Origin of the sequence: Gluconobacter sp. NFX36, from assembly GCF_049887835.1 — a bacterium.
GTDB classification, from domain to species: domain Bacteria; phylum Pseudomonadota; class Alphaproteobacteria; order Acetobacterales; family Acetobacteraceae; genus Gluconobacter; species Gluconobacter japonicus_A.
The window spans coordinates 100959-121143 of record NZ_JAGEKJ010000006.1 but is presented as its reverse complement, the minus strand read 5'-3'; the positions used below and the strand labels follow the sequence as shown (position 1 = coordinate 121143).

Below are 20185 nucleotides of genomic sequence, written 5' to 3'. Positions count from 1 at the left end.
TTCCCCTACAACTCAAGCCCGGATTGCATTCCTGGCCTGATCGATGGCTTCCAGAAGGGCGTTTCTGCGAAACGGCTTTGGCAGAACAGCCACGCTTTCGCCCATTAACTGACCTTCCTCGAAGTCTCCCGACATGAGAACGACTGCGAGTAAGGCGTTCTGCTCCCGCAGCTTTCGGGCCAGCAATAGCCCGTTGAGAATGCCGGGCAGATTATAGTCCGTGACCAACAGATCGGCTGATCCGCCCCACGCCAAGGCAGCTTCTGCGTCCTCAACCTGATGAACGTCCCAGCCTTCACGCTGCAGAACCGTTTTCACCACCAGAGCAACGGCAACATCATCTTCAACCAGTAGGACCTGCATCGCTTTCAACTCCGCTCAAGACGCCGAAGGGGGAAGCTTTGGCCTCAGCAGGGCAAAGAACGTTGCCGCACAGAAGGCAAAGACCAGAAAGCCTGCAAACGGAACAGCCGTCCCCGCAGGCATCAGCCCAAACAGCGCACTGGCAACTGCCCCGAACAGGTACTGCATTGTTCCTGCCAGCGCAGAAGCCGAACCTGCACGTTCGGACTGTTCAGACAGAATGCCAACCATGGAATTGGGTCCAATGATGCCTGTTGGCGCCATTGTGATGATCAGGGCAATGATGAGCGGCCATAGAAAGAACGATCGAAGCTGACCACCAGATGTCAGATCCACCGCGGAAATCACGGCCAACGCCAGAAACAGGACACTTCCTGTCAAGCTGATCCCCAAGGCACTGAACAGCATGTGAGAGGTACTGACCTTCCCCACGACCAGACCGTTGATAGCAGAGGCGCCGATCATGCAGACGGCAAACAGACCGAACAGCATGCCGTAATGAAACGGTGACATACCAAAGCGCTCTTCAAATAGGGCGGGCGCCCCGGTCAGATACGTGAAGGTCACGAAACCCAGAAAGCTCCAGACAAGCCCGTTCGTAATGAAACTGCGAGTCCGCAGAATGTAGATATACCGCTCGATAATAGAGAGCGGCATCATGTCGCGCCGGTCCTGCTTGGCGAGCGTCTCCGGGAAGACGGTCAGAAGCATGACGGTACAGACGGCACCATAAAGCGCAGTCGCCCAGAAAATGGATCGCCAGTCCACGAACTTCAGCGCGAATCCCCCCAGCATCGGGGCCAGAATCGGTACAACACCCTGCACCACGATCAGGCGGGACATCAGCTTTGATGCCGTATCGCCTTCCGTCAGATCCCGAAGGCACGCATTGGGTACCACCAGCCCGGCAGACGCCATCAGCGCAGAGAAGACGCGCCAGATGCACATCACCGTCATGTTCGGAGCCAGTGCACAGCCGACCTCGCCGATCGTATATCCGATCATGCCAATCAGAAGCGGCATCCGACGACCAAAGCGGTCCGAAATCGGGCCAATACTGATCTGACCGATAGCCAGACCGATGACCCAGGCCGCCATCGTGATACTGCCCGACCCTGGAGCGGCGTGAAGCTGGCGTTCCATCTCGGGAAGGGCTGGCAGGTAAATATCCGTCGAGACCGGGCCGACCGCCGTAAAGATGCCCAGCATAAGCGGCAGCCATCCTGGGATGGTGTCTCCACGCCGGAACGCCATGCTCTGTTCTGTCATTCGTTTCTGCCTGTGAAAAAGCAATGGTCAGAAGAAAGGAGAGAGTGTCCGTTCCTCGCGAACGGAATGAACTGTTGATCGTTCAGAATTCTTTGGGTTCTGAACGTTTATTCATCTGCCTGACGCAGGAGCATGGCTCCCAGAACGCCAGAAACCACAAACAGTCCGCCCGCAAGGCCAAGCTGGACCACATGACCAATCCGGGTTCCCGCCCCGATTAGAACGAACACGAGGTTCTGGGGCAGCCCCCCGAGAAGGGTCGCAAATGCGAAGGCCGTGACTGGAAGTTCAAAAAGTCCCGCCGCCATAGACACCAGCAATGCAGAGCCAACAGGCATGAGCCGCAACGTCAGGACTGCGCGGAACGGTTTGTGATGAAGAATTCTGGCCAGCGCTGCATAATTCTTTTGCAGTCGGTCATGCAACCTCTGCCGGAATTTTATGGGAGCCAAAGCCCGCGCCCAGCCATAAGCCGCGATAGCCCCCAGCATATAGGCCAGAGAGCAAAGCCCCAGACCGCCCCAAACCCCAAACGCCAGACCTGCCGCAATGCAAAGAGCCTGCCTCGGCAGACCACAAGCGGAATAGGGTACGGCCAGCAGCAGGAACCAGAACGACGCATACGGCGTCTCGTGCCAGTGGGGCGCGCTCTCCAGCAGATGATGAATGACCGGCAGACGCTGCAACAGGGCCACGAATACCAGCATGGCTCCGATGGTCAGGGCAGCGCGCCAGGGCACAAGCTCGCGGAACGTCCGGCGCAGTTCTGGATCGGGAGGGGAAGAGATCGGGCTACCCATCTCAGCCGGATACCAGCGGAAACAGCTCACGGCTATGGCGATGCAGGAATTTGAAAACGAATCTCTTGTAGATATATCTTAAGATACTATATCGTACGACATATCGAATGAAGGAAAACAGAATGTTTACACATGATACCCATCGCGCAGAGCGCGGTTTCTCCAGGTTCTCCCGGGGTTTTGGCTTCGGTGGACACAAGCATCGCAGGGACGGAAAAGTCCGTGGCGAAACAACAGGACATGACGAAGAAAAAATGCGCGATCACCCGGAGTCCGGTGAAGAACGCTTCCGCTGGGGACACGAAGGCCGACGCTTCGGCGGCCGGGGTGGTGAAAGTCGGGGCGGACGTGGCTTTTTCGGCGGCCGCGGCCCCCGTGGCGGTGCTGGCCGTTTTGGCGGCGGCTTTGGTGACGACGCTTTTGGTCGCGGTCGCAAGCTGACAGCGGAAGAGCTTCAGATTGTCATTGAAGCCCTCCTGCACGACCAGCCTGCCCATGGTTACGAGCTGATCCGGCGCCTCGAAGAGCACTCAGGCGGCTTTTACAAGCCAAGCCCCGGCGTCATTTACCCCTCCCTCACCTATCTTGAGGAAGCTGGACTGACAGCCGTTACGCAGGAGGGCAATCGCAAGCTCTACAGTCTCACGGATGAAGGCCGCGCGCATTACGAAGCCAATCGGGAACAGGCGACTCGCATTCTCGAAATTCTGGCGCGGATCGGTGCGCGAATGTCGGAAGTGCGGGATGCATTCAGTGGTGTGAATGACCTTGATCCGAGTCTGGGTCAGGATTTCCATGAAGCGCGTCTGGCGCTGAAAATGGCTCTGAAGTCCCGCCGTGGAGCGAATGCGGACGAACTTCGTCGCATCGTAGGGGTCCTGCGTCGGGCTGCAGACGAAATCAGCGGCAAAGCCAACGAAGAAAAGCCTTCAGAAGACTGAAGCCCTTCGTCTGCCAGGCGACATGTCTTAAAGGGTTGGTCATGATTGTTCAGGACCACCCTTACTTCTGCAACATGCCGGACGACATGCAATACTACCGGCCGGATGTCTTTCCATCCGGCTTCATTGAAAAATCCATGGTGTTTGGGTTACCGGACCGGCTGAAGAAATTCCGGCGCAATCTCTGGCACGTCCGCCGCAACCCCGGCGAGGATGCGGTTTACATGCCGCTTTTCCGGGTGGACTGCATTCTCAAAACAGACCCACCGCCTTCAGGCTTGCAGGGTCCGTTGGATGTATATCCGTTCTACACACGCACCACGAAAACCCGCAGCCGTGAACTGGATTATTATGTCCTGTTCATTTTCCGCGAAAAACTCTCATTTATGCGGTGTCAGGAACTGGTCGAAAAAGGTTGAACTTTTCCGCTCTTGAAGGATGTGCACAGTCGGCTCATTGATGACGCGCGCCCACTGGCGCTTCATTCTTTTGGAAACGGATCCAGACTCATGCCCAAATCCCTGTACGCCACGATGAAAGCCCTTCCCGGCTGCCGTGAGAAAGTCCGTGACCTTCTCGTCGGTCTGGCCGCGGACGTCCGGGCAGAACCGGGATGCGAGCGATTTGTCGTTCACACACTGACAGACGATCCGGACTTCTTTCACGTCGAGGAAACCTACCGCGACGAAGACGCTTTCAAGGCCCATATGGGGACCGAGCACGGCCGCGTCTTCAATCAGGCCATCAAGACGCTGGTTGAAGGCGGCGGCTCGACGGTCGTGTTCCTTGAGACCGTGATCTGAAAGCAGTTTTCAGATCAGGCCATTCGCGCGGATCAGCGCGAAGGCCGCCAGAGACACCATGCATTTCAGTTCGCCACGGGCGATCAGGGCTTCGAACTCCGCCAGTGTCATATCCTGCGTCGTGATGTCCTGCTCGGTCTCTTCAAGCTCGGTCTCCCCACGGGTAAGATTGCGCGCCAAAAAAACGTGCCCCTTCTGGTTAGAATAGCCTGCGCCCTGATACATCGTTCCTGCGTGGATCATCTCGCCAGCGCGCAGGCCGGTTTCTTCCCGGAGTTCGCCCAGAGCCAGTTCCACGGGGTCGACGTTCTCTTTCGTCTCCCACATGCCCATCGGCAGTTCGAGCAAACGCTCCCCAACCGGATAGCGGAACTGCTGGATCAGCGTCACGCGGCCATCGGCATGCATGGGCAAAATCACGACGAACTCTCCCCGCTCAACAATGCCGTACAAGCCTTTTTTGCCGTTGGGGTGAATGATGATGTCTTCACGCACAGCCGTCCATGGATTGCTGTAGGCAAGACGGGTCGAAACGGTCTGGAATCCGGCGGCGGTACGGGCGTCTTCAATGCTCATGAGGCTGATCCGATCTTGTTTCGTTCCTGTTGATCGGCGACACTACAAGGATGGAGTCCCGCCGGATCGTGCATATCGACATGGACGCTTTTTACGCGTCTGTCGAACAGCGAGATAACCCGTCCTTACGAGGTCGCCCCCTTGCGGTCGGCCGCGGAGAGGCACGCGGTGTTGTCGCGGCTGCCAGCTACGAGGCGCGCCCTTTTGGCGTGCGCTCAGCCATGCCGTCGCTGAAAGCCAAGCGACTCTGCCCCGACCTTGTCTTCGTGCCCGGACGTTTTGATGTATACCGCGCCGTCTCCGCACAGATTCATGACATCTTCGCGCGCTATACACCCCTGATCCAGCCGCTGTCCCTGGATGAAGCCTATCTGGATTTGACAGATTATCTTGGTGCCTATGGTTCAGCGACGCTGGTGGCCGAAAGAATCCGGGCAGACATCCGCAAGGAAACCGGTCTGACGGCTTCGGCGGGCGTGTCCTATAATCGTTTTCTGGCCAAACTGGCCTCCGACTACCGAAAACCTGATGGGCTCTTTGTCATTACTCCTGGCATGGGGCCAGATTTTGTAGCGGGGCTGACGGTCGATCAATTTCATGGAATCGGGCCGGCCACAGCGCAAAAAATGCGAGCATTGGGGATTGAAACCGGCGCCGACCTTCGGAAATTAGATCTTCCGACCCTGATGCGACACTTCGGCAAATCTGCACCATTCTATCATGGTATTTCCCGGGGCATTGATGAGCGACCCGTCGTCGTAAACCGCGAGCGCAAATCGCTTGGAACAGAACAGACCTATCTGAGTGATCTGCAAAAGAAAGACGAAGCCGAGGCCGCTCTGAGTCTGATCGCTACAAAACTCTGGCTTCAGGTTCAGCGAAAACAACTCACGGGTCGGACCGTAACCCTGAAGGTCAAATACGCCAATTTTCGGCAGATTACCCGTGCACGAACCCTTCCTGCTCCCATAACGTCCGAAAGATGTCTGAGCGAAACCGGGCAATCCCTGTTCGCACCGCTTTTCCCTCTTCAAACAGGCGTCCGGCTATTGGGGCTCACTCTTTCCAGCCTTTCTGGCTCGGCGGCCACGGAGAGCACACCTGCTCCACAAATGCAGCTTCTATTTGACCATCCCTCAGAGGAACCTCCTAAAAATCCTGAGACTTTTCGCTCACTTTCCTTGTTTTGAACGTTGTTACGCCGAGGTCAGGGGCAAAATGCGCCTGCTGGCTGTTCTGACAGGAGTTGAAAATTCATGGTTCCGTTCCGTTTGCCTGCTCTCCTCTCCGCTGGCGCTCTGGCCACCGTTGCGGCTTTGTCTTTAGGGGGATGTGCCTCTGGCACTTCGGCAGCTCAAAACCCGGAAACGCAGGCCGCCGCAACTGCCGCTGCTACGGCGGCGGCCCAGACCACCGCGTCGCGACTGACAGACGGCCTCACAGGTGCGCTGGGTCTGCCTAACCTGTCTTCAACCTCGTCCAGCAATCTTGCCGGTGTTCTGAATTACTGCGTCACGAACAACCTGACATCTGGCGGTGCTGCCTCGGGCCTTTTATCCACGGTCAGCCAGCAGCCGGGCGTAACGAACAGTTCTGCCTATAGCGCAGGCCAACAGGGTATCCTTCAGGCAATCAGCAACCAGACCAATACCTCGCAGCAGTACTCTCTGTCGTCTCTTGCCGAACCCCTTCGTCAGAAAGTCTGTTCTGCGGTTTCCAGCCGTCTGCAAAGCATGCTTTAAGGCGCGCATCCTGCGGGCACAGAGGCTCGCAGGATCACATAATGTTGTTTTTTGGACCTGAGGGGTCCATTCACCGTGACGAATGGTCCAGACTGTCTTATGTCTGAAGTGAAGTAACCATTTGGTTACTTAATAGAATAGGAGATTGAAGACATGACTGCGGAAGAAACGCCGGTGAGTTCACCGACGAAGCGAGTTCTTACCGTCGTCCTCTTCAACCTTCTGGTCTACATCGTCATCGGGCTTCCCAATGCCGTTCTGACGATCTTCGTCCATCATACCCTTGGCTACAGTACAGCAATCGCGGGTATGGCGTTTTCCCTGCAATATCTGGCGACATTCGCTGCCCGACCCTCGGCCGGACGGCTGGTGGATAATATAGGCCCCAAACCGGTTGTTCTTGGCGGTCTGATCACCTGTTTCGTTTCCGGTTTGCTCATGTTTGGAGCGGGATGGGCAAGGGAGATTCCAGCCCTGTCTCTCGGTATCCTCCTTCTCAGCCGCCTGTTTCTCGGCTGGGCCGAAAGCTGGGCCGCGACTGGCGTGATTGTCTGGAATATCCGCCGGGTCGGGGCTGAAAATACAGCCATTGCCATCTCCTGGAACGGGATTTGTTCCTACGGTGGCATTGCCCTTGGCGCACCGATTGGCGCCAAGCTGTCGCTGTTACCGACCCCTTATGGCGGGATTGTCTCGGTTGGCATTTTGTCTGCCATTCTGCCGCTCATCGGTCTGGCATTGATTGGCTTTTATAAAGGCGTGAAGCCAGTTGCCACGAATGACAAGCCTCTTCCCTTCAGTCACGCACTTCGACTGGTTCTGCCACATGGTATGGCTCTCGCAGCGGGATCTATCGGATTCGGGGCCATTTCCTCCTTCCTCGCGCTTTATTATGCAGTCCTTCACTGGGAGGGGGCAGCAACGGCCCTGTCCGTCTTCGGCATCGTCTTTGTCGTCATCCGATTCTTCTTTGCCTTGCAGATTGCCCGGCGCGGTGGTGTGTTTGTCGCGATTGTCTCACTATTGATTGAGGCGGCGGGGCTGGCCTGTCTGGCCATTTTCCCGTCTCAGGGTGCCGCTCTCATCGGCGCAGCACTGACAGGTGCCGGCTTCTCGCTGCTCTTTCCGGCGCTAGGTGTTCTGGCCGTCAACAGTGCTGGGCCGCAGAATCGGGGTGCCGCTCTGGGGGCCTATTCGATCTTCATTGATCTGGCGATTGCGTGTTCAGGTCTTGTGCTCGGGCAGGTCATCGAGTTTGCTGGCTACAAGACCATGTTCGGCACGACTGCGGTGTGCTGTCTGGTCGGTGTACTTATCAGCCGTTCGCTCGGGCGGAAGCCTGCCGTCTGAGCGTTCTGCCTGCTTGTCTACAGGATCTGCCTTTCATGACCATCCGTTCCTGCGCTGTTTTCTGCGGCTCCCGCTTTGGCAACTCCCCTGTTTATGCCGAAGGTGCATCCGAACTCGGGAAAGCGTTGGCTCAGAATGGGATCAAGCTGATTTACGGCGGCGGTCATGTCGGTCTGATGGGCACGGTTGCGGATGCTGCGCTGACTGCGGGCGGCGAAGTCATCGGTGTTATTCCCGGCTTCCTGCATGACCGGGAAGTTATGCATAAGGGCGTCACAGCGCTTGAAGTGACCCCAAACATGCACAGCCGCAAAGCCCGCATGTTCGAGTTGTCTGACGCGTATGCCATCATTCCAGGCGGATTCGGCACGTTCGATGAACTGATGGAAATCCTGACCTGGAAGCAGCTCGGCCTGCATCAGGACCCGATCTACATCGTCAATATCGGTGGCTGGGCCAAGTCTCTCGTCCGCACCCTGACTGATGCTGTCGAACAGGGTTTTGCCTCCGCGAACACGCTTTCCCTTTTCACCGTTGTGGAAGACGTTTCCGAACTGATGAGCCATCTGCGCGAAAACGTCCCCGCTTGAAAGATCAGACTGTCAGCGTCTTTTCGAGGGCGCTGACAATCTTTTCCAGCAACATACGGTCTGCGTCCTGAAAGCGGTTCTTGATCGGACTATCGATATCCAGAACCCCAATAAGTGCACCATCCTTCAAAACCGGAATGACGATTTCGGACTCTGAAGCCGCATCGCAGGCGATATGGCCGGGAAACGCATGAACGTCTGGAACGACAAGCGTGGTCTTCTGTGCGGCAACCGTCCCGCAGACGCCTTTTCCCAACGGGATACGCGTGCAAGCCAGCCGTCCCTGAAAAGGACCGAGCACAAGCTGGTCTTCCTTCCACAGATAGAAGCCGGACCAGTTGATGTCCGGCAGCGCTTCGAACAACAAAGCCGCGATATTGGCCATGTTGGCAATCATGTCCGGTTCCGAAGATACGACAGATTCCACTGTTGGCAGAAGATCTTCCGTGGTCAGACGATGGATGGGCGCACTCACACTAATCTCTCCTGAAAAAGGGGATTGGACCATAGAGCCGTTGCGCTGATCAGTCATGATGGTCACACTCGGAAAAGCGCATCAGAATTCAGGAGAAGACCATGACCAGACGCCTCTATGGAATTTCGCTCTCCGGTCATGTGCATCGTGTCAGACTCTTTCTGTCGATCCTGAAACTGGACTACACGTTCGTTGAAGCCAGCATGCAGTCTCCGGAAGTTATCCGCCTCAATCCGCTTGGACAAATTCCTGTTTTTGAAGATGGAGAGATCATCCTTACGGATAGCAACGCTATTCTTGTCTATCTGGCGAAGACCTATGCGCCTGGCAGTCACTGGCTTCCGGAAGACCCGCTGGGCGCAGCTCATGTCCAGAAATGGTTCTCGATCGCCGCTGGCGAACTGCGCTACGGCCCGGCAATGGCAAGAGCAGCAACGATCTGGAAACGCCCTGAAGAGATTGGTCCGGCTCAGACCAAGGCTGAGAAGCTCCTTCCTTTCATGGAAGGAGAACTCACCAGGCATTCTTATCTGGCAGGGAATCAACCAACACTCGCCGATCTGGCCTGTTATGCTTACACGGCCCGCGCACCCGAGGGAGGGATTTCTCTCCAGCCTTATCCAAATATCCGCAAATGGCTTGACGGTGTGGAAGCGCTTCCGGGATTCGTTTCGATGCCGCATGTATCAGAGGCACCATTTGAGTAGTATTGGTTTTCAGATTGCTCTCTCGACATGGAGAGAATTATTAGAAAAAATTCATATTCAATAAAAAGAGTTTCCTCATCACTTCATCTTCTTAAAAGGGATGGGCCTTTCGTTCGGAAGAACCATCATGAAACTGACTTCGGAAACTCTGGCTCATCTTCCAGAGACCATTCTTACCTCTCCTTATGATCGCCAGAAGGTGACTGCGGGGATTGCGCACCTCAGTGTCGGTAATTTCCATCGCGCGCATCAGGCCGTCTATACAGATCGCGCATTGGCTCTTCCCGGTCAGGAAAACTGGGGCATCGTCGGCATTGGCCTGATGGATGTGCCCTCCGAGGTCCAGAAAGCCGAAGCTCTACAAGCTCAAAGCGGACTTTATACGCTCCGTGAATGTCCGGCAGGCCGACCGGATGTGGTGCGGGTCGTGAAGTCGCTTGTGGAATATATTCACGCCCCCGCAGATCGTGCCGCAGCACTGAAGCGCCTGACCGATCCCGCCATCCGCATCGTCACCATGACGATCACGGAAGGCGGTTACTACATGGATGAGGCCGGTCACTTCATGACCGATCATCCCGCCATTGCCGCTGATCTCAAGCGCGATGTGCCGGAAAGTGTCTTCGGTCTTCTGACAGAGGCTCTACGCCTCCGCCGCGAAGCGGGTGTGAATGCGTTCACGATCCTGTCCTGTGACAATGTTCCGTCCAACGGTGAAATCGCCCGCCGCGCCGTTCTGTCCTTTGCCCGGCTGAAAGACGACGAACTGGCAGACTGGATTTCCCGGAATGTCGCGTTCCCGTCCTGCATGGTGGACCGCATCACACCGGCTGTCGGCCCGGCAGACATTGAGCGCCTTAATCGGGAAAGCGGTATTGAAGACCGTGCCCCTCTCTTCTGCGAAGACTTCATCCAGTGGGTTGTGGAAGACAAGTTCCCCGAGGGCCGGCCGGCATGGGAAAATGTTGGCGTCCTTTTCACGGACAACGTCGAGCCTTACGAGCAGGTTAAGCTCCGAATGCTCAACGCCTCCCATTCCATGCTGGCCCTCCCGGCTGTGTTGATGGGGTATCGCTTCGTCAGCGAAGCCATGGAAGACGAAAATCTCTTCCGCCTGTTACAGCAGTTCCTCGGTTTTGATTCTGAACCACAACTCAACGCACCTCCGGGAATGAGCCTACCGGAATATGGCGCTCTGCTGCTCCAACGTTTCCGCAACAAGGCTGTTAGCGACCAGCTTCTGCGAATTGCCTCGGACAGCACATCAAAACTGCCGGTCTTTGTGCGCCCGACAGCAGAAACAGTTGTGCAGGACAATGGCGATATGCGCCGCATTGCCTTCCTGCTGGCCTGCTACTGCACTTACCTTGGTGGCTTTGATGACAAGGGAACAGAATTCTCGGTTACGGAGCCGCGTCTCAGCAAGGAAGACCGTGCGCTGGCGGGCTCTTCGGACCCTGCCAAGGCACTTGATATGAGCGTCTTCGCTAGCTGGGGTCTGACTGACAATCCAGAGTTCGTGCGCCTTTTTGTTGAAATGCGCATCAGCCTTCAGGATCGTCGAACCGCAGAGACGCTGGTAGACGTTATTTCTCCACGCTGAACAGACCATGACCTGCTGTCTGACCACGGGGCCGCAGGTCATGATTTTCCAAGTTATTTTCCGAGCCAGGATTGCCGCATGATTATCAAAACTGACGAAACAGTCGATCTTCAGACGCCAACTGGTTCCATGCGGGTTCATGTGTTCCGCCCCGTTCAGGACGGGCGCTTCCCGGCTGTCATCCTGTATTCGGAAATTTATCAGGTCACCGCACCCATTGAACGGCTGGGCGCAATGATAGCGGGTCAGGGCTATATCGTTGCCATTCCTGAAGTTTATCATGAGTATGAACCCGCTGGGACGGCCCTTGCCTATGACAAGGAAGGGACAGACCGAGGCAATGACCTGAAATATACCAAGCCGGTTTCTGCTTTCGATAGCGACACAGCAGCAATCATTGCATGGTTACAGAACAATCCCCTGTGCACCGGGTCCATCGGGGCTTTCGGAGTCTGTCTTGGGGGCCATCTGGCGTATCGTGCAGCGCTGCATCCTGACGTACGCGCTACGGCCTGCTTCTACGCAACAGACCTGCACTCTGCGACGCTTGGCGCCGGAAAGTCCGATGATTCTCTGGCTCGCGCCGCGGACATCAAGGGTGAACTGATGATGGTCTGGGGGCAGTCTGACCCTCATGTTCCTTATGCAGGCCGACGCATGATCCGAGACCGGCTGGAAGAGGCTGAGGCACACCTTGAATGGCATGAAGTCAACGGACAGCATGCCTTCCTGCGGGACGGCGCTCCCCGCTTTGACGCTGCCCTGTTTTTGCAGGCCATGAACTGGACAAATGCCCTGTTCCAGCGGGCTCTGACACGCGGATAAAACGGAAAAAGGGGGCGTCCACTTTCGGACGCCCCCTTTTCCTTAGAACTCTTCGTAAACTGCCGGGTCCTGATTCTTCAGACGTCCGTTCGGGCGGGCGAGTGTGGCAATCGTTGCCATATCCTCGTCCGTTAAAGTGAAGTCAAAAATCGACATGTTCTCGATCTGCCGCTCAGGCGTTGCAGATTTTGGAATCGGCACCGATCCAAGCTGGTGATGCCAGCGCAGGATGACCTGACCAACACCCTTTCCGACCCTCTTCGCAATCTTTTCCAAAAGTGGATTGGTCAGCAGATCACTGGCTCGTCCCAAAGGGCTCCAGGCCTGCGTCAGGATCCCATGATCCTGGTTCCATTTCCGCATTTCATCCTGCGGGAAATACGGATGAAGTTCGATCTGGTTGATGGAAGGCAGCACGCCCGTTTCGACTTCAAGCCGTTCCAGATGCTCTGGCAGGAAGTTGCACACGGCAATGGAGCGGATCTGACCACGCTTTCTGGCCTCAATCAGGGCTTTCCACGCTTCCACATATTTGCCCTGATTCGGGTTCGGCCAGTGAATATAATACAGGTCGTAATAGTCGAGTTGCGCGCGATACAGGGACTCTTCGATGGTCGCCAGGACCTCGTCATACGCATGGTGTCGGCCGGGTAGCTTTGAGGCGATCCGCAGATCCTTGCGATCCCGCCCACTATCCCGTGCAGCACGACCGACAGCCCCTTCGTTTTCATAGTTGAACGCACTGTCAAGCGCATCATAGCCAACGCTCAGGGCACTTTTCATCGCCTCAACACCGGCTGCACCATTCAGCTTGTATGTTCCAAACGTGATGGCCGGAAACGTCGTGCCGTCCTTCAGGGTAAGCGTCGGGATTGTCACGTTTCATTCCTTTTGAGACGCCACATTCCGAGCCGGGACACTTTCCACCAGGGGTGCCTTTACCTTTGGCCGTCGTCGAATGTGGGATGAATAACGATCTGGTTACGAGATACTACGCACGACCAGCGGAAAGCGTTTCATCATGAAAGGTGTTTGCTGCGCTACGAAACCACATCGAACACAAAAAAGGCCGCTCCCAATCAGGAACGGCCTTCTTTCAAAACCATGCAGACAAAGTGTTAGTCCGAAACACGCTCGATATCGGCGCCACAGGCAGCAAGTTTTCGATCCACACCTTCATAGCCGCGATCCAGATGATAGATACGGCTGAGTTGGGTTTCCCCTTCTGCCGCCAGACCTGCGAGGATCAGAGAGAAAGACGCCCGCAGATCGGTTGCCATGACCGGCGCACCTGACAGCTTTTCCACACCACGGATAATAGCTGAACGGCCATGCGGATTGATCCGCGCACCCATACGGTTCAGTTCAGGAACGTGCATGAAGCGGTTTTCAAAAATCGTTTCCGTAATCATGGACGCGCCTTCAGCCACAGACAGCATGGCCATGAACTGGGCCTGCATATCCGTCGGGAAGCCAGGATACGGCTCGGTCATGATATCTACGCCCTGAAGACGGCCCGTGCGACGTACCCGCAGGCCGCGCTCCTCTTCCGTCACGTCCACGCCGGTTTCTTCCAGCGTGCGGATAACAGCACCAAGATCATCGGCACGGCCACCAACGAGCAGCAGATCGCCTCCCGTGATGCCTGCCGCACAGGCATAGGTGCCGCACTCGATACGGTCTGGCATGACGGCATAGTTCGCACCGTGAAGCGCTTCAACACCTTCAATGATCAGCGTACCCGAACCGGAGCCCGTGATCTTTGCACCCATCGCGTTCAGGCAGTTCACCAGATCGGTAATTTCCGGTTCCCGCGCAGCATTCACGATCTCGGTGCGGCCCTTGGCCAGCGTGGAGGCCATGAGCAGGTTTTCTGTCGCACCCACACTGGCAAACGGCAGAACAATCCGGTCGCCTTTGAGACCGTTCGGAGCACTGGCATTGATATAGCCGTTCTCCAGACGAATCTCGGCACCCAGCGTCTCAAGCCCCTTGAGATGCATGTCCACAGGGCGCGTTCCGATGGCGCAACCGCCCGGCAGGGACACCTTGGCTTCACGCGCACGGGCCAGTAGCGGGCCAAGCACGAGAATGGAGGCCCGCATCTTGGAGACAACGTCATAAGGCGCTTCGACAGACACGATTTCGCCGCCGATGGAGAGCATACGTGGCCCAGCGTCGTCAACAGCAATACCCAAACGCGTCAGCAGGTCGCGCATCGTCTTGATGTCGGCAATCTGGGGCACGTTGGACAGCACGAGACGCTCGGCCGTCAGCAGCCCAGCAACCATGAGTTTCAGGCCGGAGTTCTTTGCACCGCCGATCTCGATTTCGCCGACAAGGCGACGACCGCCGCGAATGATGAAACGATCCATGACTATGCGCTCCTTACAGGCGAGGCGTCGTTACGCCGGACTGGCGCATGTATTTACCGGCACGATCCGCGTAGCTGACTTCACAGGGACTTGCGCCCTGGAAGAACAGAAACTGACAGATGCCTTCATTGGCGTAGATGCGGGCTGGCAGCGGCGTGGTGTTGCTGATCTCGATGGTGACCTGCCCCTCCCACTCCGGCTCCAGCGGCGTGACGTTCACGATGATGCCGCAGCGGGCATAGGTGGACTTGCCGAGGCAGACGACCAGCGTGTCCCGCGGGATACGGAAGTATTCCACCGTATGCGCCAGCGCGAAACTGTTCGGGGGAATCGTGATGTCTCCCGTCCGCGTTACGAAACTGTTCGCTGCGAAGTTTTTCGGATCCACGATGGCGCTGTCCACGTCCGTGAAGATTTTAAAGTCTTCAGCAACACGAGCATCATAGCCATAGGAAGACAGACCGTAGGAAATGACGCCTTCACGTTTCTGGTTTTCCACAAACGGTTCGATCATGCCGTGCTCTTTGGCCATCTGGCGGATCCAGGTATCGGGCATGATCGGCATGGACGCATTAACTCCTACGCGTGGGGACCGATCTGCTCTAGCGATAGCAGCCCGATCACGCAATGTGTCGGTTCAGCCATTTTCCGTGAGATGCTGTTGCTTTCTGACAAGCCAGCGCGGCCTCATTTCACTGGCGAGAACACCACACACGATAAGAGCCGCCCCCAGAAGTGTAGTACCGGGCAGATGATCCCCTGCAATCCAGCCAACAAGACCGCCCCAGACAGGCTCACCAGCATAGATGATTGCTGCTTTTGAAGCCGGAACAGATTTCTGCGCCCAGTTCATGACAAGCTGCACCAGAGCACTCAGACTCCCCAGAACTGCGGCGCACGCAACCCAGATCCACGAGAAAGCGGGAATATGCTCTCCCATGACCGGCATGAGCAGCAGAGCAAACAGCCCTCCCCCCACAAGCTGGCAAACCGTGATTCGCCGACTGTCCACGCCTTGGGCAAACAGACTGATCAGGACAATCTCCAGGGCGATGGCACAGGCAGCCAGCACGGTCAGGAGATCACCATGTGTAAAATTCAGACTCAGAGCCGTAGGGCCAGCCAAGGCGACAAGCCCTCCGAAAGCCAGAATGATGCCCAGCCAGCTCATGATGTGGGGCGGTTTACGCAGAAGCGCCCACTGAAAGAGTGGCACCAAAGGTACATACAACGCCGTAATAAAGGCTGAGCGGCTACTGCTGAGATGTTGAAGACCAGCACTTTGGAGCACATAACCGATTGAAAGTGCGATCCCGATGACAAGCCCCGAACGGACCTCCTTTCGGGTCAGGCCAGCCATCTTCCTTCCTGCCAGACACGCCACCATCGCAGCAGCCATCAGGAAGCGCACCCCCACAAAAAACAGCGGTCCGCTATGCTGCATCGCCAGATGAAGCACAAGGAACGTTCCACCCCAAAGGGCTGTGACACCCGTCAGAGCCAGTTCCTGCGGGGTTGGGGTCGGCAAACGGCGTGTCACTCTGGTTTCAGCTTTCTGAAGGCGTCGGTGGCGTTTCCGGGCGGAGACGCTGTTGCTGTTTGCGACGCAGCAGGTTGGCGCGCAGGGCTTTTGCCTCTCGTTCCGCACGGGCGTCCCGGGCGGCCTTGGCTTTGTCTGTCAGGTGAACAGGTTGTTTGTCGGTTTCAGGGCTGTCAGGTGTCATGTGTTTGTCCATCGAAAGACGCTCGAAGGTGCGTTCCAAGCAACTCGTCATATACACCGAGCGTCGCAGACTGCATCTGCTGGATCGTATAATTCTGCAAAGCATGCTGTCGGGCATTCTCTGCCAGGTAAGCCCGTGTCTCATCGCCCATCGACAACGTGGCAGCGAGTGCTTCTGCAAGAGCTTGAGGGGTGTTCGGCGGTACCACAAGACCGGTCTGACCGGGAAGAACCGTTTCCATCATAGCCCCCTGCGCCGTTCCGATCACAGGCTTTCCCATCATCTGTGCTTCGACCAAAGTGCGCCCAAAGGGTTCTGGCCGCAAGGAAGGCGCGACCACAACCGTTGCCAATGCACAGGCTGCAGGCATGTCCTGACAGGTTCCTACAAACCGGACGTGATCTTCCAGCCCCAGTGCCTTCACGCGGTCTCCAAGCGAGTGTGCAAATTTTCGATCCGTCTCCGGTCCGGCCAGAACACAGATCCAGGGTTCAGGCACCTTCTGTTTCAGAAGAGCCAGTGCCTCGACCAGAACACGCTGCCCCTTCCATGCCGTTAGACGGGCAGGCATCAGAATGACATGTGCGCCATAGGGGATGGCCCAGGCTTCAGCGAGTTTCTGAATTCGCTCCCCTGAAATGACAGCCGGATCAAAAAGAAGAGGATCAGCGCCGCGCGGAATGGTCCGAAGACGATCTGCTTCAACGCCGTACTGCCCAGACAGGCGTCCCGCAATATACTGCGAGATTGCAATCACTCTTGTGCCGCGTGCCAATACTGAATTGTAGAGTTTTTTGCCCCACCATCCAGCCTCGTGAACGCCATGCCATGTTGTCACGAAAGGGATCTTCTCCCGACGACAGGCAAGCCATGCCGACCATGCCGGAATACGGGACCGGGCATGCACCAGATCGACCTTCTGCTCCCGGATCAGTTTCTGAAGATCACGGGCTCGCCGGCGAACCGAGAATGGCGACTTCGATTTGAGATCCAGCGGTACATGCACGGCGCCCGCATGGCGAAGCTGCACAAGAAGAGGGCCTGGTTTTGAAGCAACGATGGCTTTTCCGCCTGCCTGCTTGATCGCAGCGGCAATTTCAATCGCCCCCCGTTCCAGACCACCCGTGGTGAGCGCTGGCAAAACTTGCAGAATAACGGGAGAGCGGATCGTCATGATGAGGCGGAAAACCATTCTGAACGTGAGACGCAGACAAAGCCCTCATGTCAGACCGCCACCCAGGTAAAACAGCCAGAAACGACAAAAGGAGACTTCCCTGCATGGCTAGCACGAAAGTCTCCTTCTGACGATGGAGTGTGGCGGATGTGCACAACACATCTGCCACAGGGTCATGTTACTGTTTTACGGCATCCGGCAGCGCGTAAACCACGAGCTGGTCAGAAACCGGTGTCATCATGAAGTGGTGTCCACCAGCCATGATGGCAACATACTGATGCCCGTTGGCTTCATACGTCATCGGGTTGGCCTGACCACCACCTGGCAGAACGGCACTCCACACGACCTTGCCAGTGTGTTCGTCGATCGCACGGATCTGATTATCCGTTGCCGCAGCGATGAACACCAGGCCGCCAGCCGTCACGACCGAACCACCATTGTTCGGTGTACCGATTTCCCATGGCAGACCCGTCGGCAGACCCCAAGGACCGTTAGCACGAGCCGTACCAAGCGGATGCTGCCAGAGCACCTTCTGACCGTGCTTCATGTCGATAGCTGTGATCATGCCGTAGGGCGGACGGTTGCACATCATGCCCGTATACTGATCCCAGAACGGCGTCACGACGATACCGTAAGGCGTTCCGTCCATGGCACCGTTACCTTCGGCACCGCCGCCACCCGGCTTGAAGTTGGGGTCGTCGATCGGCATCAGGCCGAGTTTGTCAGCCTTCTTGCGGTCCACGAGCTGGTCATACATCGGGGTGATGTTCCAGTTCGCGATCAGAATGCCCGACTGCGGATCATAGGACATGGAGCCCCAGTCACTGCCACCGTTATAACCCGGATATTCGATCCATGGCTTGTCGATGCTTGGCGGCGTGAACTCACCCACATAATTCGCACGACGGAACTTGATGCGGCAGTAGAGCTGGTCGATGGGGGACATACCCCACATGTCCGTCTCTTTCAGGTCCGGTACGCGAAGTGCTGGCATCCCAACGGACCAGGGCTGCGTTGGTGTGCGCGGATCACCCGGAATAACGCCGGGAGACGGAGCTGGACGTTCTTCAACGGGCAGGATCGGCTTGCCGGTCCGGCGATCAAGAACGAAGGTCTGGCCACGCTTGGTTGGCATGATGAGAGCAGGAACCTGCTGACCATCCGGGCCGGGCATATCCATCAGAGTTGCCTGAGAACCAATATCGTAGTCCCAGACGTCCTTATGGGCTGTCTGGAAGACCCACTTCTCTTCACCCGTCTTGACGTCGATCGCCACGACTGCGGAAGAAACGCGGTTCTCGTTGTCACTCCGCAGGGCGCTATAATAGTCAGCCGCAGAGTTACCCGTTGGAACGTAAACGAGACCCAAGGCATTGTCGCCTGTGAGAGCAGCCCAGGAGTTTGGCGTTCCACGGCTATAGTGGCGGTTACCAGTCGGCTGGCTATGATCGGTCGGATTATTGACGTCCCAAGCCCAGACGAATTTTCCGCTTTCAGCATCGTAACCACGGATCACGCCAGACGGCGCCCAGCGACGCTGACCATCCAGCACTTCGTGGTTCACAACAGCAACGCCGTTGATGATCGGAGGAGGAGCCGTCATGGAAACGAAACCCGGTACGGATTCGCCCAGACCCTGCATCAGGTTGACCTGACCGTTATGCCCGAAGTTGGGGCAGAAATCGCCGGTTTCCGCATCCACCGCAATCAGACGCATATCCAGCGTGCCTTCGATGAGGCGATTGTGGCAGGGCTGCCCTTCTGGCACGACGGAAGACGTAAAGTACGTCACCCCCTTACAGGCGGCCGTATAGGGAATGGAGTGGTATTTGACATCCACGTTCCGACGCCAGATCTGCTTTCCCGTGACCGGATCAAGCTTCATGATGTCATTCATGGCTGAACACATGTAAAGGCCGTCACCAACCTTGATCGGTGTGGTTTCAGCTGCCCATTTGTTCACCTGTCCAGGACGCGGATAGCTTCCGGTGTGGTAGGTGAAGGCAACCTTCAGCTTGCCTGCATTTTCAGGTGTGATTTCTGAAAGCGGGGAATAACGCGTCTGGTTATCATCACGCCCATAGGCCACCCAGTCTTCACGTGCCGGATTGGCACTTTGCTGCGGAGCCATGGCCGGAATCTGAGACGGATCAATCGACTCAATGTCCGGCAGGTTAGCGGCGTTTACGCCCGGAGCCTGCGGTGCATAGGGCGACGGCCCAGAGAAGTAGCCCTGTTCCTTGGGAGAGGCTTCAGTCGGCTCGTTTGCATTACCAGGCCCTGGAACGGACGAAGATGGCTCCCCTCCTGACCCTGCGGGAGCGAACTGAGCGTGAGCAGCGAGGGGCGAACAGGCGAGAGCGAGGCCTGCGGCTGTTGCGAGAAGGTGAGACCGGCGCATCAGACGGCTCCTCTGAGAGTACGACGGCTTTCCATGCGACGCAGGACCGGAATAGTCAGTGCGACGAGAATACCGAGGATGGTCGGGCCGAAAGCGCGGGGCAGAAGATCAACGGGGCTGAAACCGACTTCCCACAGGGACCAGACCCATGTGTAAGCCAGAGCTCCCAGATACAGGAAAGCGCCAAGCGTGCGGCCCATGAGCATGAAGACGCCGCTGGCAATCAGAATGATGCCACAGAGGGCGTAGTAGGTTGAGCCACCCAGCATCGCGAGGTCAGCGCCCGCAATGAGGAAGAACAGACCTACGAGAAGAATGACGACCCCCAGAAGCAGCGTCAGCCACTCCGCGAGAGTCCTGTTACCTTGAATATTTGGCATAACCGAATGCCTCCCAGACTGAATACTGGGGACGGTAAATCCATAATCAGTTCAGGTCCACCAAACTTCTTTTTGAATGATCCTAAC

Annotated in this window: 23 protein-coding genes; 10 read left to right on the top strand and 13 right to left on the bottom strand. The window is 56.7% G+C overall.

Annotated elements, in window-relative coordinates:
• Positions 1-12 precede the first annotated feature (12 nt).
• The 3 genes from J4P41_RS08105 to J4P41_RS08095 form a co-directional block, all read right to left on the bottom strand.
• A complete protein-coding gene (locus tag J4P41_RS08105; protein ID WP_010503456.1) occupies positions 13-363 on the bottom strand; it encodes a response regulator in 351 nt (116 codons plus the stop codon).
• A gap of 15 nt (positions 364-378) precedes the next feature.
• Positions 379-1632 (bottom strand): multidrug effflux MFS transporter, encoded by a 1254-nt coding sequence (locus tag J4P41_RS08100; RefSeq protein WP_010503454.1) that lies wholly within the window; start codon positions 1630-1632, stop codon positions 379-381.
• Positions 1633-1739: 107 nt separating this feature from the next.
• The gene (locus J4P41_RS08095) at positions 1740-2462 is read right to left on the bottom strand and encodes a TVP38/TMEM64 family protein (RefSeq protein ID WP_426066718.1); all 723 of its coding nucleotides are present in this window, start codon (positions 2460-2462) and stop codon (positions 1740-1742) included.
• 92 nt (positions 2463-2554) lie between these two features.
• On the opposite strand from J4P41_RS08095, the gene J4P41_RS08090 reads away from it, so the two are divergent.
• The 3 genes from J4P41_RS08090 (at position 2555) to J4P41_RS08080 (ending at position 4176) form a co-directional block, all read left to right on the top strand.
• On the top strand, positions 2555-3373 hold the full coding sequence (locus J4P41_RS08090; RefSeq protein ID WP_426066717.1) for a PadR family transcriptional regulator: 819 nt from the start codon (positions 2555-2557) through the stop codon (positions 3371-3373).
• A 41-nt stretch (positions 3374-3414) separates the two neighbouring features.
• Complete coding sequence (locus J4P41_RS08085; RefSeq protein WP_023944045.1) at positions 3415-3792, top strand: hypothetical protein; 378 nt, start codon at positions 3415-3417, stop codon at positions 3790-3792.
• Between the two features lie 90 nt (positions 3793-3882).
• Positions 3883-4176: a putative quinol monooxygenase gene (locus J4P41_RS08080; protein WP_426066716.1), complete on the top strand. Its 294-nt coding sequence runs from the start codon at positions 3883-3885 to the stop codon at positions 4174-4176.
• Between the two features lie 9 nt (positions 4177-4185).
• Here J4P41_RS08080 and J4P41_RS08075 read toward each other — a convergent pair whose 3' ends face one another.
• Positions 4186-4752: an NUDIX domain-containing protein gene (locus J4P41_RS08075; protein WP_426066715.1), complete on the bottom strand. Its 567-nt coding sequence runs from the start codon at positions 4750-4752 to the stop codon at positions 4186-4188.
• Between the two features lie 50 nt (positions 4753-4802).
• Between J4P41_RS08075 and dinB the strand changes: the two genes are divergently transcribed.
• From dinB to J4P41_RS08055, 4 genes are all read left to right on the top strand, one after another.
• The gene (gene dinB / locus J4P41_RS08070; protein WP_426066714.1) at positions 4803-5942 is read left to right on the top strand and encodes a DNA polymerase IV; all 1140 of its coding nucleotides are present in this window, start codon (positions 4803-4805) and stop codon (positions 5940-5942) included.
• 66 nt (positions 5943-6008) lie between these two features.
• A complete protein-coding gene (locus J4P41_RS08065) occupies positions 6009-6494 on the top strand; it encodes a DUF2501 domain-containing protein (protein WP_023944053.1) in 486 nt (161 codons plus the stop codon).
• A 153-nt stretch (positions 6495-6647) separates the two neighbouring features.
• The gene (locus J4P41_RS08060; RefSeq protein ID WP_426066713.1) at positions 6648-7844 is read left to right on the top strand and encodes an MFS transporter; all 1197 of its coding nucleotides are present in this window, start codon (positions 6648-6650) and stop codon (positions 7842-7844) included.
• A gap of 35 nt (positions 7845-7879) precedes the next feature.
• Positions 7880-8434, top strand: a complete 555-nt coding sequence (locus J4P41_RS08055; protein ID WP_010503436.1) for a TIGR00730 family Rossman fold protein — start codon at positions 7880-7882, stop codon at positions 8432-8434.
• Positions 8435-8438: 4 nt separating this feature from the next.
• Here the strand turns inward: J4P41_RS08055 and J4P41_RS08050 are convergent, their stop codons facing one another.
• Positions 8439-8966 (bottom strand): GAF domain-containing protein, encoded by a 528-nt coding sequence (locus J4P41_RS08050; RefSeq protein ID WP_426066712.1) that lies wholly within the window; start codon positions 8964-8966, stop codon positions 8439-8441.
• 44 nt (positions 8967-9010) lie between these two features.
• On the opposite strand from J4P41_RS08050, the gene J4P41_RS08045 reads away from it, so the two are divergent.
• The 3 genes from J4P41_RS08045 (at position 9011) to J4P41_RS08035 (ending at position 12044) form a co-directional block, all read left to right on the top strand.
• Positions 9011-9616, top strand: a complete 606-nt coding sequence (locus J4P41_RS08045; protein WP_426066711.1) for a glutathione S-transferase family protein — start codon at positions 9011-9013, stop codon at positions 9614-9616.
• A gap of 127 nt (positions 9617-9743) precedes the next feature.
• Positions 9744-11219, top strand: coding sequence for a mannitol dehydrogenase family protein (locus J4P41_RS08040; RefSeq protein WP_426066710.1), 1476 nt, complete (start codon positions 9744-9746; stop codon positions 11217-11219).
• A 78-nt stretch (positions 11220-11297) separates the two neighbouring features.
• Complete coding sequence (locus J4P41_RS08035; RefSeq protein ID WP_426066709.1) at positions 11298-12044, top strand: dienelactone hydrolase family protein; 747 nt, start codon at positions 11298-11300, stop codon at positions 12042-12044.
• A 42-nt stretch (positions 12045-12086) separates the two neighbouring features.
• On the opposite strand, the gene J4P41_RS08030 is transcribed toward J4P41_RS08035, so the two are convergent.
• The 8 genes from J4P41_RS08030 to J4P41_RS07995 form a co-directional block, all read right to left on the bottom strand.
• Positions 12087-12923 (bottom strand): aldo/keto reductase, encoded by an 837-nt coding sequence (locus J4P41_RS08030; protein WP_426066708.1) that lies wholly within the window; start codon positions 12921-12923, stop codon positions 12087-12089.
• Between the two features lie 239 nt (positions 12924-13162).
• Positions 13163-14419: a UDP-N-acetylglucosamine 1-carboxyvinyltransferase gene (murA, locus tag J4P41_RS08025; protein ID WP_426066707.1), complete on the bottom strand. Its 1257-nt coding sequence runs from the start codon at positions 14417-14419 to the stop codon at positions 13163-13165.
• A gap of 13 nt (positions 14420-14432) precedes the next feature.
• A complete protein-coding gene (dcd, locus tag J4P41_RS08020) occupies positions 14433-14984 on the bottom strand; it encodes a dCTP deaminase (protein ID WP_007281748.1) in 552 nt (183 codons plus the stop codon).
• Positions 14985-15056: 72 nt separating this feature from the next.
• Positions 15057-15959, bottom strand: coding sequence for a DMT family transporter (locus J4P41_RS08015; RefSeq protein ID WP_426066706.1), 903 nt, complete (start codon positions 15957-15959; stop codon positions 15057-15059).
• A 7-nt stretch (positions 15960-15966) separates the two neighbouring features.
• Positions 15967-16143 carry a hypothetical protein gene (locus J4P41_RS08010; RefSeq protein ID WP_167347208.1) on the bottom strand — a complete coding sequence of 59 codons (177 nt, stop codon included), beginning with the start codon at positions 16141-16143 and terminating at the stop codon, positions 15967-15969.
• Positions 16133-17335 carry a glycosyltransferase family 4 protein gene (locus tag J4P41_RS08005; protein ID WP_426066705.1) on the bottom strand — a complete coding sequence of 401 codons (1203 nt, stop codon included), beginning with the start codon at positions 17333-17335 and terminating at the stop codon, positions 16133-16135. The genes J4P41_RS08010 and J4P41_RS08005 overlap by 11 nt, the downstream gene beginning before the upstream one ends.
• A 160-nt stretch (positions 17336-17495) precedes the next feature.
• The gene (locus tag J4P41_RS08000; protein WP_023944075.1) at positions 17496-19718 is read right to left on the bottom strand and encodes a pyrroloquinoline quinone-dependent dehydrogenase; all 2223 of its coding nucleotides are present in this window, start codon (positions 19716-19718) and stop codon (positions 17496-17498) included.
• Positions 19718-20098, bottom strand: coding sequence for a glycerol dehydrogenase (locus J4P41_RS07995; RefSeq protein ID WP_426066704.1), 381 nt, complete (start codon positions 20096-20098; stop codon positions 19718-19720). Before J4P41_RS07995 ends, J4P41_RS08000 begins: the two co-directional genes overlap by 1 nt.
• Positions 20099-20185: the final 87 nt, after the last annotated feature.